Origin of the sequence: Sphingomonas baiyangensis (genome assembly GCF_005144715.1) — a bacterium.
Taxonomy (GTDB): domain Bacteria; phylum Pseudomonadota; class Alphaproteobacteria; order Sphingomonadales; family Sphingomonadaceae; genus Sphingomonas; species Sphingomonas baiyangensis.
In genome coordinates, this window is sequence record NZ_SWKR01000001.1 from 356,109 (window position 1) to 371,170 (window position 15,062).

The window sequence follows — 15,062 nt, forward strand, 5'->3', positions numbered from 1 at the left end:
GCCAGCTGTCGCCCCAGCGAAAGCTGGGGCCTCATGCGTCACATGATCCGGTCGAACAGGTCATCCCAGCCCGGATTGTCGCGCTCGATCAGCGCGATCTTCCATTCGCGCTTCCACGCCTTGATCGCCTTTTCGCGCGCGATAGCGAACACGATGTCGTCGAACGTCTCGACATGGACGAGCGTCCGGATGCCGTATCGACGGCAATAGGCTGATCCGCGATCGCTGCGATGCTGGTTGATGCGAGCGGCAAGATGGGCGGTCACGCCCACATAGGTCATGCCGCGTCGCTTGGCCGCCATTATATAGACGAAGCCGCCTCGCGCCAATTAGCTATCCGTCCTTGCGGCACGAGACCCCAGCTTTCGCTGGGGTGACGTATCTCGGCACGGGCGTTACCCCTTGTACAGCGCGTCGAGCCGTTCGCCGTACACGCCGCGCAGCACGTGCCGGCGGATCTTGAGGCTGGGGGTCAGCTGCTCGTTCTCGATCGTGAACGGTCCGTCGGCGACGATGAAGCGGCGGATGCGTTCGATCTGCGACAGGTCCTTGTTGACGCGCTCGACCGCCACGCCCAGCGCCGCCTTGAAGCCATGATCCTGCGAAAGCCGCGCGAAATCGCAGCCCGTCGCCGATTTGGCGCAATATTCCTGCACCCATTCGGGATCGGGCACGAGCACGGCGACCATATAGGGCTTGCGGTCGCCATGGATCATCGCCTGCACGATCTCGGGTTGCAGCGTCAGCATCCCCTCGATCTTCTGCGGCGCGACATTGTCGCCCTTGTCGTTGACGATGATGTCCTTCTTGCGATCGGTGATCTGTATGCGCCCCTTGGCGTCGATCAGTCCGATATCGCCGGTGTGCAGCCAGCCGTCCTTGAGCACGCGCGCGGTCTCTGCCTCGTTGCGCCAATAGCCGTGCATCACCAGCTCGCCGCGCACGAGGATCTCGCCGTCGTCGGCGATGCGCACCTCGGTGTTCTTGAGCGGCGGGCCGACGGTGTCCATCTTGAGCCCCGCCGACGGGCGGTTGCACGAGATGACGGGCGCCGCCTCGGTCTGGCCATAGCCTTGCAGGAAGGTGAGGCCCAGCGACTGGAAGAATTGGCCAACCTCGGGATTGAGCGGCGCGCCGCCCGATACCATCGCCTTCATGCGCCCGCCAAAGCGCTTCGCGATCTTGGGCTTGAGCGCGCGGTCGACGACGAACTGCATCGGCCGATCCCACAGCGGCACGCCGCCCGAAGCCTGCTTGGCGCCGATCGAAACCGCGCGATCGAGCATATAGGCGGGCACGCGGCCCTGCTTCTCGATCGCCTTCGAGATACGCTGGCGCAGCACCTCGAACAGACGTGGCACCACGACCATGATCGTGGGGCGCACTTCCTCAATGTTCGAGGCGAGCTTGTCGAGCCCTTCGCTGTAGTAGATCTCGCCACCCAGCCCGATGGGGAAATGCTGGCCGCCCGAATGCTCATAGGCGTGGCTCAGCGGCAGGAACGACAGGAACACCTCCTCGTCCCAGCCGAAATCCTCGCTGATGACGGCGCAGCATCCCTCGACATTGTGGAGGATCGCGCCGTGATGCTGCATCACGCCGCGCGGGCTGCCGCCGGTGCCGCTGGTGTAAATGATGCAGGCGAGGTCGCCACGCTGGAAAAAGGCCTGCGCGGCGACGATGTCGGGATCGGTGTCGTGCGCCGCGATCAGCGCGTCCCACTGGTGGAAGGCGATCGCGCCCGACTGGCTCTGGCGCAGATCGTCGATGCCGATCAGATGTTCGGCGCCCCCGGCGTGCAGCGCGGCGGGCAGCAGCGTGCGCGCCAGCTTGCCCGTCGACACGATGATCGCGCGGGCACCCGAATTCTCGATGATGTGCTGGTGGTCGCGTTCGGTGTTGGTCGTGTAGGTGGGCACGGTCACGCAGCCCGCCGCCATGATCGCCAAGTCGCTGATGCACCATTCGGGGCGGTTCTCGCTCACCAGCATCACGCGGTCGCCGGGCGAAAGGCCGATCGCCTTCAACGCGGTGGCGAGGCTCGCGACCTTGCGCGCCGCCTCGGCCCAGCTCGTCGACACCCATTTGCCGTCGCGCTTGGCCCACAGGAACGGCCGGTCGCCACGCTCGCGCGCACGCGCAAAGAACATCGTCACGAGATTGGGGAAATGTTCGAGCTGGCGTGCCACTGGTCTCTCCTCGCCCCTCGCGCCTCTAGCGGGCGCGATACGGCATGATTGTCATTGCGTGAGCGCGGTGCCGACGCTGCGTGGATCGGCGGCGCCCACCCAGCCCGAGGGCGTGCGCTGAAGCGCGGTGAGCTTCGATCCGAGATCGGCCGTCCGCGTCGCGCCGATCGCCGCCATGCCCGGTGCAAGCGCGCGGCCGGCGTCATTGTCCTCGATCATCAGGCCGGCGCGGTCGAAATAGAGGTTGGGCAGCGCCAGCGCGTCGCCCACGGGCAGGCCCCAGTCGAGCACGCCCACCAGCGTCTTGGCGACATGCATGATGATGCGCTTGCCGCCTGCCGAGCCCACCGCGAGGATCGGCTGGTCCTCGCCATCATAGACGATCGTCGGCGACATCGACGAGAGCGGCCGCTTGCCGGGCTCGACGCGATTGGCGACGGCCGCGCCGTCGCGCTCGGGTGCGAAGGTGAAGTCGGTCAGCTCGTTGTTGAGCACCAGTCCGTTCGCCACCACCTGGCTGCCGAACGCGCTTTCGACCGTCGAGGTCATGCTCACCATGTCGCCTTCGGCGTCGATCGCGACGAAATGCGTCGTGCCCGCCACCTCGTTCTGCACTGCGGCGGTCCGCGGCTGCGCACCCGGCGGCGTGCCGGCCGACCATGCGGTCGCCACGTCGCCGCGTGCGATCAGCTGTGAGCGGCGCGCGATATAGCCTGGGTCGATCAGCCCGGCGACGGGGACCGACACGAAATCGGGATCACCGAGATATTTCTCGCGATCGGCATAGGCCAGCCGCATCGATTCACCGAGCAGCACCCAGGCCTGCGGCGAGCCCGCGCCCATCGCCTTCATGTCGAAGCGTTCGAGCTGGCCGAGGATCTGGATCACCGTCGTCGCGCCCGACGAGGGCGGGCCCATGCCGCAGATCTTGTAGCTGCGATAGCGGCCGCAGACCGGCGGGCGCGCCTTGGCTTCATAGACGGCGAGATCGGCCGTCGTCATATCGCCCGGCGCACCGCGCGAGCCGTTGATGGCGGCGACCAGCGCCTCGGCATTGCCGCCGGTGTAGAATGCATCGGGGCCTTCGGCAGCGATGCGCTTGAGCAGCGCGGCAAGCTCAGGATTGCGCACCGTATCGCCTTCGCGCACGGCAGTACCGCCCGGCGCATAGAGCGCCCCGATCGCCGGAAAGTCCTTCCACGCCGGCGCCAGCCCCGCAGCGGCGCCAGCCAGCGGCGCGGTAACGGCGAAGCCCTGCTCGGCCAGCCGGATCGCGGGCGCGAACAGCGCCGACCATTCGAGCTTGCCCCATTTGCGATGCGCCATCGCCGCCAGCCGGATATTGCCCGGCACGCCGACCGAACGCCCGCTCATCCAGCCGTCGCGGAACGGCATCGGCTTGCCGTCGACGCCCATGAAGCGATCGGGACGTGCGGCGGCGGGTGCAGCCTCGCGGCCGTCGATCGACGAAAGCAGCCGCGTCTCAGCATCGTGATGCAGAAAGAAGCCGCCGCCGCCGAAGCCGCTCGACTGCGGTTCGACGACAGTGAGCGCGAGCATCATCGCAAGCGCCGCATCGGCAGCGCTGCCGCCCGCCGCCAGCATCTCGCGCCCCGCCTCGCTGGCGCGCGGATCGGCCGAGGCGACGACGCCCTGCGCCGCAAGCGGTGCGGGCGCGAGAGCAAGCAGCAATGCGACGACAAGTTTCTTCATGTCCGCAACGACTAGCGGGGAAAGATCGCCCCGCAAAGCCGCTACGTCACGGCGCTACAGGTCGACCGACGCCGAAAGGCGGAGCGTGCGCGGTGCACCCTGCAACAGATAGCCGCCGAACGACGACGACCAATAGGCGGCGTTGAACACGTTATCGACGCCGGCGCGCAGCGTGACCGGCGCATCGCCCGCGGCGATCACATAGCGCGCGCCGAGATCGACGCGCGTCCAGTCGTCGAGCGCGAGCGTGTTGGCGAGGTTCACCTGCTGCGGCCCGGTATGCACCAGCCGCGCGGTGAGCGTGGCGCCGCCCGCCAGATCCCATTCGGCCAGCGCATTGACCAGATAGTCGGGCACGCCGACGGCCTCGTTGCCGTCGTTCAGCCCGTCCTGCGTGCGTTGCAGCGTGGCGTCGTTGATCGAGAAGCCGCCGATCAGCCGCAGGCCCGGCGTCGGCTCGGCATCGATCGCGACCTCGATCCCGCGATTGCGCTGCTCGCCATCGACGACGAATTCGAGTCCGCCGGCCACGGGCACGGTGACGCCGCTCGGCTGCTCGGTCTGGTAGAGCGCGACGCTGGCATTGATGCCGGGCGCCGACCATTTGGCGCCGATCTCATATTGTACCGACCGGAAGGGCGGGAATATCTCGCCCGGATTGATGACCGTGGCGGGTGCCGTCGGCCCCTGTGCCAGCCCTTCGATCCGGTTGGCGTAGAGCGACAGCCCGGCGGCGGGCTTCACCGCCAGCCCGATCACCGGCGTCCATGCATCCTCGTCATAGTCGCTTTCGACCGAACCATCGGCATAGGCATAGGAGATAAGCCGCAGATGCTGGTAGCGCACGCCCGCCGTCAGCAGCACGCGGTCGTCGAGCGCGCCGAGCGTGTCCGACAAATAGACGCTTTCGAGTCGGCTGCGGCTGCGCGGGCCGGGATCGGCAAGGTTGCCGCCGACGAATACCGATGCGGGCTCGGGCACCTGTGGCGTATCGTACAGGTTGGTGGCGAAGCTCGCCTGGAAATCGAAGGCGTTACGATTGACCTGCCGGATCGCCGACGCGCCGAGATTGAGCTCGTGGCTGATGCCGCCCGTCAGGGCCCTGCCGCGGATGCCGACCTGCGCGGCCTCGTTATTGTCGGTGCGCGGCACGCGGAAACCGAAGGCGGTGCCGTCGCCCGTAGCCGAATCGGTGACGGTGACGGTTGAGTAGTTGCCGTCCTCGCTGCCGTCGCGCGCACCGATCGAGCCATAGAGCATCCAGTCGGGCGCCAGATCGACCTCGGCCGCCAGTACGCCGAAGATGTCGCGCAATTCGGTGAACGTGAAGGCTTGTGCGTAATTGGCGGCGGCGCGCGGCACGCGGGGAATGGCGGTGTCGGCCACCGTCACCGTCGGCCGCCCGCGATCGACCGTTACGCGCTGCCACGCCAGATCGAGCGAGACGCGCACCCCCTGCCCCCGCCAGTCGAACCCGCCGCCCAGCACCCAGGCGCTGCGGAACTCGTTCTCGACGCCGATATCACCCTCGCGCCCCGCGCCGTTGATGCGCACGCCCAAGGCGCCGCTGTCGCCCAGCCGGCGCGACACGTCGAAGCTGCCGCCCAGATGGCTGCGGCCAAGGAAATTGGCGGTGAGGCGCGTCAGCGGCTGCTCACCCGCGCGCTTGAGGCTGAGGTTCACGCCGCCGCCGATGCCCGATCCGCCGGGCGCCGCGCCGTTGAGGAACGCGTTGGCGCCGTTCAAGAGCTGCACGTCCTGATAGAGTTCGGGCGCGACGAGCTGGCGCGGCGCCAAGCCGTACAGCCCGTCGATGGCGATATCGTCGCTGAACAGCGGAAAGCCGCGCACCACGAACAGTTCGGCCGAATTGCCGAAGCCATAGGTGGTGCGCACCGACGGATCGTTCTCGAGCACCTGCCCCAGCGTCTGCGACTGCTGGTTGAGGATCAGCGTTTCGCTGTACGACTTGACCGCGAAAGGCACATCCTCGGCCGCCTTGTCGCCGAGCACGCCGACGCGGCCGCCCTGCTCCACCTGCGTGCGGTTCTCGGCCTGCGCGGTGACGACGATCTCTTCGTCGCCGGTCGCCTGCTGCGCCAGCGCGGCAGGTGCGAGCGCGGTGGTAGCGGCAAGCAGCGCAAGGCTGCGGCCAATGACATTCTGCATCGTTCAATTTTCCCCGTAGCGGACCGCCCTCCCCGGGGCGGCATATCCTGTCGTTCGGCTATTGGCGGCGCACGGCCTGCGCGACGACGACCGCGACGACGGGCAAGGCGAGCGCGATCCACGCCAGCACGTCGTGCAGGCCGTCGCCGATCAACGCGGCGATCAGGCCGATCATCGTCGCCGCCGCGAGCAGCCCCGGCCATGCGAAGATGGCCCATGCGCCCCGCGCCCGTCCGGCGCTCATTCGGCGGGCATCCATTGTTCGATCGCCGGCGCTGGCGGCGCGCGCGCCGGCGTCTGCGCATGGCGGCGCTTGGCAACCCAGAGATACACGCCCGAGCCCAGCACCAGAATCGTGAACAGCGTCATCGCCGCCCAGATCAGCTTGAGCGGCAGCCCGCCATAATCGCCGAAGTGCAGCGGGCGCGAGAGCTGGAGCGCCTTCATGTACCAGGGCATCGGACGCACTGCCGAGAGCTCGCCCGAAAGCGCATCGACCAGTACCGGCGTCAGGAGCCCCTTGGTCAGCGGCGTGTCGCCCTGCAGGAACACCGCATAATGATGCCGGCTCGAATAGGCGACGCCGGGAAAGGCGACGAACTGGACGCGGTTGCCGGGCATCGCCGCGCGCGCGGTATCGACGGCGCCTTGGATCGAGGCCAGCCGCGCGGGGTCGGGCGGCGGCAGGCGGCGTGCGTCATAGACCCGCGTCACGCCCGCCAGATCATGGTCGCGCCACTGCGTCACCAGCGGATCGGCGAGCGTGTGGATCACACCCGTCAGTCCCACCACCAGCGTCCATGCGAGCGTGACGATGCCGAGCAGATTGTGCCAGTCGAGCCACTGCACGCGCCGGCTGCGCGTGGCGCGTACCGTGCCGAAATCGAGCTTGCGCATGAACGGCGCGTAGAGAATGACGCCCGAGACGATCGCGATCGCGAACAGCACGCCCATCACGCCCAGGAACAACATGCCCGGCAGCCCGGCGAACATGTCGGTATGCAGTTGCAGGATGAAGTGCATCACGCCGTCCTCGGCGAGCACGCCCACGGGCTCGGCGGTGCGCTGGTCGAACGCGGTGATCGTCATGTCGCCGCCCGCGGCATCGGGCGCGGGGCCGGTGGTGATGTTGGCGACGGGCCGATCCTCGTCGAAGCTCATGTAGAGCCCCACTTCGCCCGGCCGCTCGGCGAGCGCGCGCGCGAGCAATTCGTCGAGTGGGCGCAGCGGCGCGTCGGCGGCAAGTTGCGCGAGCGGCGGCGCGTCGTCGGTCAGCGCGTCGATCTCGTCGTGGAAGATCAGCGGCAGGCCGGTAAGGCACAGCATCAGCAGGAACAGCGTGCACACCAGGCTCGACCAGCGATGCACGATCTGCCAGCCGCGAATCGTCGCGCGCGTCATGCGGCTGCACCGGCAAGGCTGGTATTGCGAGGCATTCTCATGGCAGCGCTACGCCGCTCGCGCTACCCGCGCAAGCGCTTTCTTGCGAGCGGCTCGCAGCCGGCGGGCGGTGCGCGGCGTTGCAATCGGTCGGGCCCTGCCCCTATGGCGGTGCCGGCCCAGTCTGGAGATCGCCGCATGAAGACCCGCGCCGCCGTTGCCTTCGAGGCCAAGAAGCCGCTCGAAATCGTTGAGCTCGATCTCGAAGGCCCCAAGGCGGGCGAAGTGCTGGTCGAGATCATGGCGACCGGCATCTGCCATACCGATGCCTACACGCTCGACGGCCTCGATTCGGAAGGCATCTTCCCGAGCGTGCTGGGGCATGAAGGCGCCGGCGTGGTGCGCGAGGTAGGCGCGGGCGTGACCAGCGTTGCACCGGGCGATCACGTCATCCCGCTCTACACCCCCGAATGTCGCCAGTGTAAGTCGTGCCTCTCGGGCAAGACCAACCTGTGCACCGCGATCCGCGCGACGCAAGGCAAGGGGCTGATGCCCGACGGCACCACGCGCTTCAGCTACAAGGGCCAGCCGATCTTTCATTACATGGGCTGCTCGACCTTCTCGAACTTCACCGTGCTGCCCGAGATCGCCGTCGCCAAGATCCGCGAGGACGCGCCGTTCAAGACGAGCTGCTATATCGGTTGCGGCGTGACGACTGGCGTCGGCGCGGTCATCAACACCGCCAAGGTGCAGGTGGGCGACAATGTCGTCGTGTTCGGGCTGGGCGGCATCGGCCTCAACGTGATCCAGGGCGCGAAACTGGCGGGCGCGAACAGGATCATCGGCGTCGACATCAATGCGACCCGCGAGGAATGGGGCCGCCGCTTCGGCATGACCGACTTCCTCAATTCGAGCGGCATGAGTCGCGAGGACATGGTGGCGCACATCGTCGCGATGACCGACGGCGGTGCCGACTATACCTTTGACGCGACGGGCAATACCGAGGTGATGCGCATCGCGCTCGAGGCGTGCCATCGCGGCTGGGGCACCAGCATCATCATCGGCGTGGCCGAGGCGGGCAAGGAAATCGCGACGCGGCCCTTCCAGCTCGTCACCGGCCGCAACTGGCGCGGCACCGCGTTCGGCGGCGCCAAGGGGCGGACCGACGTGCCCAAGATCGTCGACATGTACATGACCGGCAAGATCGAGATCGACCCGATGATTACCCACGTCATGGGGCTCGAGGACATCAACAAGGGGTTCGACCTGATGCATGCGGGCGAGTCGATCCGCAGCGTCGTCGTCTATTGACGCCACCAACAGGAGAGATGCGATGTTCAGCCATGTGATGCTCGGCGCCAACGATATCGAAGCCTCGAAGGCATTCTACGATGCGACGCTGGGCGCGCTGGGCATCCAGCCCGGCCGCACCGACGACAAGGGCCGCGTCATCTACATGCATCCGGGCGGGCTGTTCCTGCTAACCAAGCCGATCGACGGCGAGCCCGCCTGCCACGCGAACGGCGGCACCGTGGGCTTCGCCGCGTCGTCGACCGACGTCGCCGATGCATGGCACAAGGCCGGCGTCGAGGCGGGCGGCACCGCGATCGAGGATGCGCCGGGCTGGCGCTCGAACGCGTTCGGGCGGCTGTATCTGGCCTATCTACGCGATCCCGCCGGCAACAAGATCTGCGCGATGCACCGCGAGGGCTGATCGGCATGGCGATGGAGACGGTCTCGACCGCACGGGCATTCGGCGGCACGCAGGGCGTGTACCGCCACGCCTCGACGGCGACGGGCACGCCGATGACCTTCTCGGTGTTCGTGCCGCCGCACGACGAAGGCGCGAAACTGCCGGTGCTCTGGTATCTGTCGGGCCTGACCTGCACGCACGCCAACGTGACCGACAAGGGCGAGTATCGCCGTGCCTGCGTCGATCACGGTATCGTCTTCATCGCTCCCGACACCAGCCCGCGCGGCGATGGCGTGCCCGACGACGAAGCGTATGATTTCGGGCAGGGCGCGGGCTTCTACGTCGATGCCACGCAGGCGCCGTGGGACACGCATTTCAACATGCGCCGCTATGTCGAGGACGAACTGCCCGCGCTGATCGCCGCCGAGTTCCCCGTGGCCGATCTCACGCGGCAGGCGATCACCGGCCATTCGATGGGCGGGCATGGCGCGCTCACCATCGGCCTGCGCAATCCCGATCGGTTCAAGAGCGTCTCGGCCTTCGCGCCGATCGTGGCGCCGTGTCAGTGCCCGTGGGGCGAAAAGGCGCTCGGCGGCTATCTCGGCAGCGACCGCGCGGCGTGGCGCGCGTACGACGCAGTCGCGATGATCGAGGACGGCGCACGGCTGCCCGAACTGCTCGTCGATCAGGGCGAGGACGATGCGTTTCTCGCCGAACAGCTCAAGCCCGAGCTGCTCGAAGCCGCCTGCCGCGACGCGGGCATCGACCTCACGCTCCGGATGCGCGCCGGTTACGACCACAGCTATTATTTCATCTCGACCTTCATGCGCGATCACATCGCCTGGCATGCCGAGCGGCTGAAGGCGTGAGCGCCTACGACGTCTGCATCGTCGGCGGCGGGCATGGCGGCGCGCAGGCGGCGATCGCGCTTCGGCAGGCGAAGTTCGCCGGCAGCATCGCGATCATCGGCGACGAGCCCGATCTGCCGTACGAACGTCCGCCGCTTTCGAAGGAGTATCTGTCGGGCGAGAAGCCGTTCGAGCGGATGCTACTGCGCCCGCCCGCCTTCTGGGCCGAGCGCGACGTGACGATGCTGCTCGGCCGGCGCGTCACTGCGGTCGATCCCGCGGCGCACACGCTCGCGACCGAAGACGGCGCGACGATCGGCTATGGCGCGCTGATCTGGGCGACGGGCGGCAGCCCGCGCCGCCTGACCTGCGCGGGGCACGACCTTGCCGGCGTCCACACCGTGCGCACGCGCGCCGATGCCGACCGCATGATGGCTGAGCTCCCCCGCGTCGCGCGTGCGGTGGTGATCGGTGGGGGCTATATCGGCCTCGAAGCCGCCGCCGTGCTCGCCAAGGCAGGCAAGCGCGTGACGCTGCTCGAGGCGCTGCCGCGCGTGCTGGCACGCGTCGCGGGCGAGCCGCTGTCGCGCTTCTACGAGGCCGAGCACCGCGCGCACGGCGTCGATGTGCGACTGGGCGCCGCGGTCGACTGCATTCTCGGCGAGGAAGGCCGCGCCATCGGCGTGCGGCTGGCCGATGGCGAAGTCGTGCCGGCCGAGATGGTGATCGTCGGCATCGGCATCGTCCCCGCCGTCGAGCCGCTGCTGGCGGCGGGCGCCGCGGGGGGCAACGGCGTGGCCGTCGATGCGCAATGCCGCACCAGCCTGCCGCACGTCTTCGCGATCGGCGACTGCGCGCTGCACGCCAACGCCTTTGCCGACGGCGCCGAAATCCGCCTCGAATCGGTGCAGAACGCCAACGACCAGGCCAATGTTGTTGCGCGCATTCTGACGGGCGAGGAAGCCGCCTATCACGCGGTTCCTTGGTTCTGGTCGAACCAGTATGACCTAAAGCTCCAGACCGTCGGCCTGTCGGCGGGCCACGACGCCGCGATCGTGCGCGGCGACCCCGCCGCGCGCACCTTTTCGCTCGTCTATCTGAAGGCGGGGCGCGTCATCGCGCTCGATTGCGTCAACATGGTCAAGGACTATGTCCAGGGCCGTAAGCTGGTGGTCGAGGGCATTGCCGCCGACCCGGCGCAGCTTGCCGATCCGGCGATCCCGCTCAAGCAGCTGGCAGGCTGAGGCTCGACAGCCGGCGCGCAAGCTGGTTCAACGGCGCAACCGGTTTCAGGGGGGAAATGATGGTCCGTTCGATCGCCTGCGCGCTGCTGTGCGCCACCGCCGCGCCTGCCCTGTCGATCGCGCTCGCCGCACCCGCCGCCGCGCAGGCCGCCGATCGCGCACCGATCGACGTGCGTGCCGATGCCGAGGGGCGGCTGGTGGTGCGCGTGCCATCGGCCACGCCGCTGCGCATCATCCACGCGACCACGCTGCGCACCGGTCTAGGCTCGTCGCGCATCGGGCTCGACCGCGCGAGCTTCGGCCCCAGCAACATGCTCGTCATCCGCCGCATCGGACAAAAGGTGGCGATCCAGTTCGAGGATGCGCGCTTCCGCGCCACCGACGGCACGCCCGCCGAACAGGCCGCCGCGCGCGACAGCTTCGTCGGCTCGACGATCTGGGTCGGCGACGCGCTCGAGACGCGGCCCGATGGCGGCTACAGCTTCGATCTTGCGCCGTTCCTCAGGCTCGATACCGGCGCGGTCGGCGCCCAGCTCGAGCGCGGCGGCGCCGCCGGCTATGCGCTGGTGGGCGACATGAGCGCGATCGACACCGCGTCGCTCAAGCGCTTTCCCGACAATGTCGAAGTCGACGTGCTCCAGACCTTCCGCGCGGGCGACGGCAACGAGGTGATTGCCGGCATCGCGCCCGATGCGCGGCAGATCAGCTTCACCGTGCACCACAGCTTCGTGCGGCTGCCCGAGCCGGGCTATCGCCCGCGCCGCCTCGATCCGCGCGCGGGCGGCTTTTCGAGCCAGGCGATCGACTTCGCGGCGCCGCTCGGCAGCGACGTCGTCTACGACCTCGTCAACCGCTTCCGGCTCGAGAAGACCGATCCCGCCGCCGCAGCATCGCAGGTGAAGAACCCCATCGTCTTCTATGTCGACAACGCAGCGCCCGAGCCGATCCGCTCGGCGCTGCTCGACGGCACGCGCTGGTGGGCCGAGGCGTTCGACAAGGCGGGCTATCTCGGCGGCTTCCGCGCCGAGATCCTGCCCGACGACGTCGACCCGATGGACGTGCGCTATAACGTGGTGAACTGGGTCAACCGCGCCACGCGCGGCTGGTCGTACGGGCAGGTCATCACCGATCCGCGCACCGGCGAGATCATCAAGGGATCGGTGCTATTGGGCTCGCTGCGCGTGCGACAGGACATGCTGATCTACGAGGCACTGGTAGGCGCCGCGCAGACGGGAAGCGGCGGGCCGAACGACCCCGCACAGGTGGCGCTGGCGCGCCTCCGCCAGCTTGCCGCGCACGAGGTGGGCCACGCGCTCGGCCTCGCGCATAATTTCGCCGGCAGCACGCAGGATCGCGCATCGGTGATGGACTATCCCGCCCCCCGCATCGGCCTGGTCGATGGCCGTCCCGACCTCTCCGACGCCTATGGCGTCGGGCTCGGCGCGTGGGACGTCTATGCGATCGACTGGTCCTATGGCGACCCCGCGCCCGGCACCGATGCTGATGCGCATGCCCGCGCCAAGGCCGATCGCGCCGCCGCCGCGGGCCTGCGTTTCGTGAGCGATGCCGATGCACGCTCGGCGGGATCGCCGCATCCCTGGGGAAGCCTCTGGGACGATGGCGCCGATCCCGTTGCCGAGCTGCGCCGCATGATGGAGGTGCGCCGCGCCGCGATCGGCCAGTTCGGCGCGCAGGCGCTGCCGCCGGGCCGTTCGCTCGCCGATCTTCGGCGCAGCTTCGTGCCCGTATGGCTGCTGCATCGCTATCAGGTCGAGGCCGCTGCCAAGCTCGTCGGCGGCGTGAACTATGATTATGGCGTGGCCGGCGCCGCCGCGCCAAGCACCCGTGTGCCCGCCGACGCGCAGATGGCGGCGATCGACGCACTCGTCGCCGCGCTCGCTCCCGCCGCGCTCGCCACGCCCGAGCGGCTGGTGCCGCTGCTCTCGCATGCCGACAATGCGAGCAACGACCCGCAGATCGAGGGCGAGGTGATGCCGACGGCGGGTGGCGCGGTCTACGATCCGCTCGGCGCTGCCGATATCGGCGCGCAGGTGGTGCTCGACGCGCTTGTCGAGCCGAGCCGGTTGCAGCGCCTGCTCGTGCAGCATGCGGAAGATGCACGGTATCCCGGCGTCATCCAGTTGCTCGACCCGCTGCTCGCCGCGACCATGCGCAATCTCGACGACGCGCTGGGTCGCCGCATCGCCTATCGCACGCTGATGACGCTCGCCCGCCATGCGCGCGCCGAGAGCACCGATCCCGAGGTCGCCGCGCTGTTGCAGGCTCGCCTTGCGAGCGAGGCCGAGGCGCTGGCAGCAGGTGCGCGCGGCAGCGATGCCGAAGCGGCATGGCGCCGCGCCACCGCTGCGACGCTTGCCGATGACGAAGCGCTCGCCCGCGAACTCGAACGCCGCGGCCGCGCGCCGCGCGTGCCGCCGGGGATGCCGATCGGCGGCTAGCGCCCGGACCTAACGCCTAGCGCGCCGCCTCGTGCTTGTGGACGACGCCGTCGGCCATCACGAAGCCGACGCGCTCGAGCACGCGCACATCGTCGAGCGGGTTGCCGCTGACGGCGATGATGTCGGCTTCGCGCCCCGGCGTCAGCGCGCCGAGCGTGTCCTCGCGACCCAGCGCGTCGGCGGCGTCGAGCGTGGCGGCACGAATCGCTGCGGCGGGCGTCATCCCCGCTTCCACCATCAGCGCGAATTCCTGCGCGTTGATGCCGTGCTTCGACACGCCGCTGTCGGTCCCGAAGGCGATCTTGACGCCCGCCGCGATCGCGCGTGCGTGGCTGGCGGCGGCGGCGGCCCCGGCGGCTTCGGCCTTGGGAATGGTGGCGGGCGGCAACATGCCGGCGCGCGCCTGCTGCAACGCCGCGCGCGGCGCCAGCATGGTGGGCACCAGCCATGTGCCCTTTTCCTTCATCAGCCGGATCGTCGCGTCATCGAGGAAGCTGCCATGGTCGATCGTGTCGACGCCCGCTTCCACCGCTGCGCGCGTGCCCGCGGCGGCATGGCTGTGCGCGGCGACCTTGCGGCCCAGGCCGTGCGCGGTGTCGATCACCGCGCGCATCTCGTCGGGCTCCATCGCGCGGCCCAATCCGCCCGAGACGTTGGAGAGCACGCCCCCCGTCGCCATGAATTTGATGACCTCCGCGCCCAGTCCCACCTGCCGGCGCACCGCGCGGCGGCAATCTTCCGGCCCGTCGCAGGTGTTCATCACCTGATCGGCGATGCCGTGGGCGTAATGCTCGGCTAGGCCGTTGAGCGGATCGCCATGCCCGCCCGTCACCGAAATCGGCGCGCCGGCATTGACGATGGTCGGCCCCGCGACATCGCCGCGCGCGACCGCATCGCGCAGCGCGCGCAAGCTGCGCGGTTCGCCGCCCAGATCGCGTACCGTGGTGAACCCCGCCATCAGCGTCGCGCGCGCATTGCCCGCGCCGTAGAAGGCGTCGTCGACGATCTCGTTGTTGAGCGCCAGCAGCCGCGCGCGCATCGGGTCGCCGCCGATGCCGAGCAGATGGACGTGGAGATCGATCAGCCCCGGCAACACGAAGCGGTCCTTGAGGTCGATCAGCTCGGCACCCGTTTCGGGTGCTGCGAAGCCGTCGCGCACTTCGGCGACCTTGCCGTCGCGCACCACGATGGTGCTGGCGCCGCGCGGACGCTCGCCGGGGCGGTCGAGCAGCTGGCCGGCATGAATGTAGCTGACCTTCGGCAAGGGAGCGGGCGCGGGCGACGCCGTCTGCGCCCATGCCGATGTCGAAACCAGCAACGCCGCTGCAACCAATGCCTTGCGCATCTATCGTCCCTCCCCTCGATCG

At 68.8% G+C, this 15,062-nt stretch carries 12 protein-coding genes; 5 read left to right on the top strand and 7 right to left on the bottom strand.

Annotated features, from left to right (window positions below):
- Positions 1-38: 38 nt before the first annotated feature.
- From FBR43_RS01720 to FBR43_RS01745, 6 genes are all read right to left on the bottom strand, one after another.
- Complete coding sequence (locus FBR43_RS01720) at positions 39-302, bottom strand: GIY-YIG nuclease family protein (RefSeq protein ID WP_136941505.1); 264 nt, start codon at positions 300-302, stop codon at positions 39-41.
- Between the two features lie 93 nt (positions 303-395).
- A complete protein-coding gene (locus FBR43_RS01725; protein ID WP_136941784.1) occupies positions 396-2,150 on the bottom strand; it encodes an AMP-dependent synthetase/ligase in 1,755 nt (584 codons plus the stop codon).
- Positions 2,151-2,240: 90 nt separating this feature from the next.
- Positions 2,241-3,902 (bottom strand): gamma-glutamyltransferase, encoded by a 1,662-nt coding sequence (gene ggt / locus FBR43_RS01730; protein WP_136941506.1) that lies wholly within the window; start codon positions 3,900-3,902, stop codon positions 2,241-2,243.
- Positions 3,903-3,956: 54 nt separating this feature from the next.
- A complete protein-coding gene (locus FBR43_RS01735) occupies positions 3,957-6,071 on the bottom strand; it encodes a TonB-dependent receptor (RefSeq protein WP_136941507.1) in 2,115 nt (704 codons plus the stop codon).
- Between the two features lie 58 nt (positions 6,072-6,129).
- On the bottom strand, positions 6,130-6,315 hold the full coding sequence (locus FBR43_RS01740) for a hypothetical protein (protein ID WP_136941508.1): 186 nt from the start codon (positions 6,313-6,315) through the stop codon (positions 6,130-6,132).
- A complete protein-coding gene (locus FBR43_RS01745; RefSeq protein ID WP_136941509.1) occupies positions 6,312-7,472 on the bottom strand; it encodes a PepSY-associated TM helix domain-containing protein in 1,161 nt (386 codons plus the stop codon). Before FBR43_RS01745 ends, FBR43_RS01740 begins: the two co-directional genes overlap by 4 nt.
- Positions 7,473-7,649: 177 nt before the next feature.
- Between FBR43_RS01745 and FBR43_RS01750 the strand changes: the two genes are divergently transcribed.
- The 5 genes from FBR43_RS01750 to FBR43_RS01770 are packed head-to-tail and all read left to right on the top strand — an operon-like array spanning position 7,650 to position 13,695.
- A complete protein-coding gene (locus FBR43_RS01750; RefSeq protein WP_136941510.1) occupies positions 7,650-8,762 on the top strand; it encodes an S-(hydroxymethyl)glutathione dehydrogenase/class III alcohol dehydrogenase in 1,113 nt (370 codons plus the stop codon).
- Positions 8,763-8,784: 22 nt separating this feature from the next.
- Complete coding sequence (locus FBR43_RS01755; protein WP_136941511.1) at positions 8,785-9,165, top strand: VOC family protein; 381 nt, start codon at positions 8,785-8,787, stop codon at positions 9,163-9,165.
- A 5-nt stretch (positions 9,166-9,170) separates the two neighbouring features.
- A complete protein-coding gene (gene fghA / locus FBR43_RS01760) occupies positions 9,171-10,013 on the top strand; it encodes an S-formylglutathione hydrolase (protein ID WP_136941512.1) in 843 nt (280 codons plus the stop codon).
- A complete protein-coding gene (locus tag FBR43_RS01765) occupies positions 10,010-11,236 on the top strand; it encodes an NAD(P)/FAD-dependent oxidoreductase (RefSeq protein WP_136941513.1) in 1,227 nt (408 codons plus the stop codon). Before fghA ends, FBR43_RS01765 begins: the two co-directional genes overlap by 4 nt.
- A gap of 56 nt (positions 11,237-11,292) precedes the next feature.
- Positions 11,293-13,695, top strand: a complete 2,403-nt coding sequence (locus FBR43_RS01770) for a zinc-dependent metalloprotease (RefSeq protein WP_249276397.1) — start codon at positions 11,293-11,295, stop codon at positions 13,693-13,695.
- Between the two features lie 16 nt (positions 13,696-13,711).
- On the opposite strand, the gene FBR43_RS01775 is transcribed toward FBR43_RS01770, so the two are convergent.
- Positions 13,712-15,040: a metal-dependent hydrolase family protein gene (locus FBR43_RS01775; RefSeq protein ID WP_136941514.1), complete on the bottom strand. Its 1,329-nt coding sequence runs from the start codon at positions 15,038-15,040 to the stop codon at positions 13,712-13,714.
- Positions 15,041-15,062 lie beyond the last annotated feature (22 nt).

What these genes read in the sequence shown, in the direction of transcription:
- FBR43_RS01720 (WP_136941505.1), bottom strand. Translation starts at nt 302, where the DNA reads ATGGCGGCCAAGCGACGCGGCATGACCTATGTGGGCGTGACCGCCCAT.
- FBR43_RS01725 (WP_136941784.1), bottom strand. Translation starts at nt 2,150, where the DNA reads ATGTTCTTTGCGCGTGCGCGCGAGCGTGGCGACCGGCCGTTCCTGTGG.
- ggt (WP_136941506.1), bottom strand. Translation starts at nt 3,902, where the DNA reads ATGAAGAAACTTGTCGTCGCATTGCTGCTTGCTCTCGCGCCCGCACCG.
- FBR43_RS01735 (WP_136941507.1), bottom strand. Translation starts at nt 6,071, where the DNA reads ATGCAGAATGTCATTGGCCGCAGCCTTGCGCTGCTTGCCGCTACCACC.
- FBR43_RS01740 (WP_136941508.1), bottom strand. Translation starts at nt 6,315, where the DNA reads ATGAGCGCCGGACGGGCGCGGGGCGCATGGGCCATCTTCGCATGGCCG.
- FBR43_RS01745 (WP_136941509.1), bottom strand. Translation starts at nt 7,472, where the DNA reads ATGACGCGCGCGACGATTCGCGGCTGGCAGATCGTGCATCGCTGGTCG.
- FBR43_RS01750 (WP_136941510.1), top strand. Translation starts at nt 7,650, where the DNA reads ATGAAGACCCGCGCCGCCGTTGCCTTCGAGGCCAAGAAGCCGCTCGAA.
- FBR43_RS01755 (WP_136941511.1), top strand. Translation starts at nt 8,785, where the DNA reads ATGTTCAGCCATGTGATGCTCGGCGCCAACGATATCGAAGCCTCGAAG.
- fghA (WP_136941512.1), top strand. Translation starts at nt 9,171, where the DNA reads ATGGCGATGGAGACGGTCTCGACCGCACGGGCATTCGGCGGCACGCAG.
- FBR43_RS01770 (WP_249276397.1), top strand. Translation starts at nt 11,293, where the DNA reads ATGATGGTCCGTTCGATCGCCTGCGCGCTGCTGTGCGCCACCGCCGCG.
- FBR43_RS01775 (WP_136941514.1), bottom strand. Translation starts at nt 15,040, where the DNA reads ATGCGCAAGGCATTGGTTGCAGCGGCGTTGCTGGTTTCGACATCGGCA.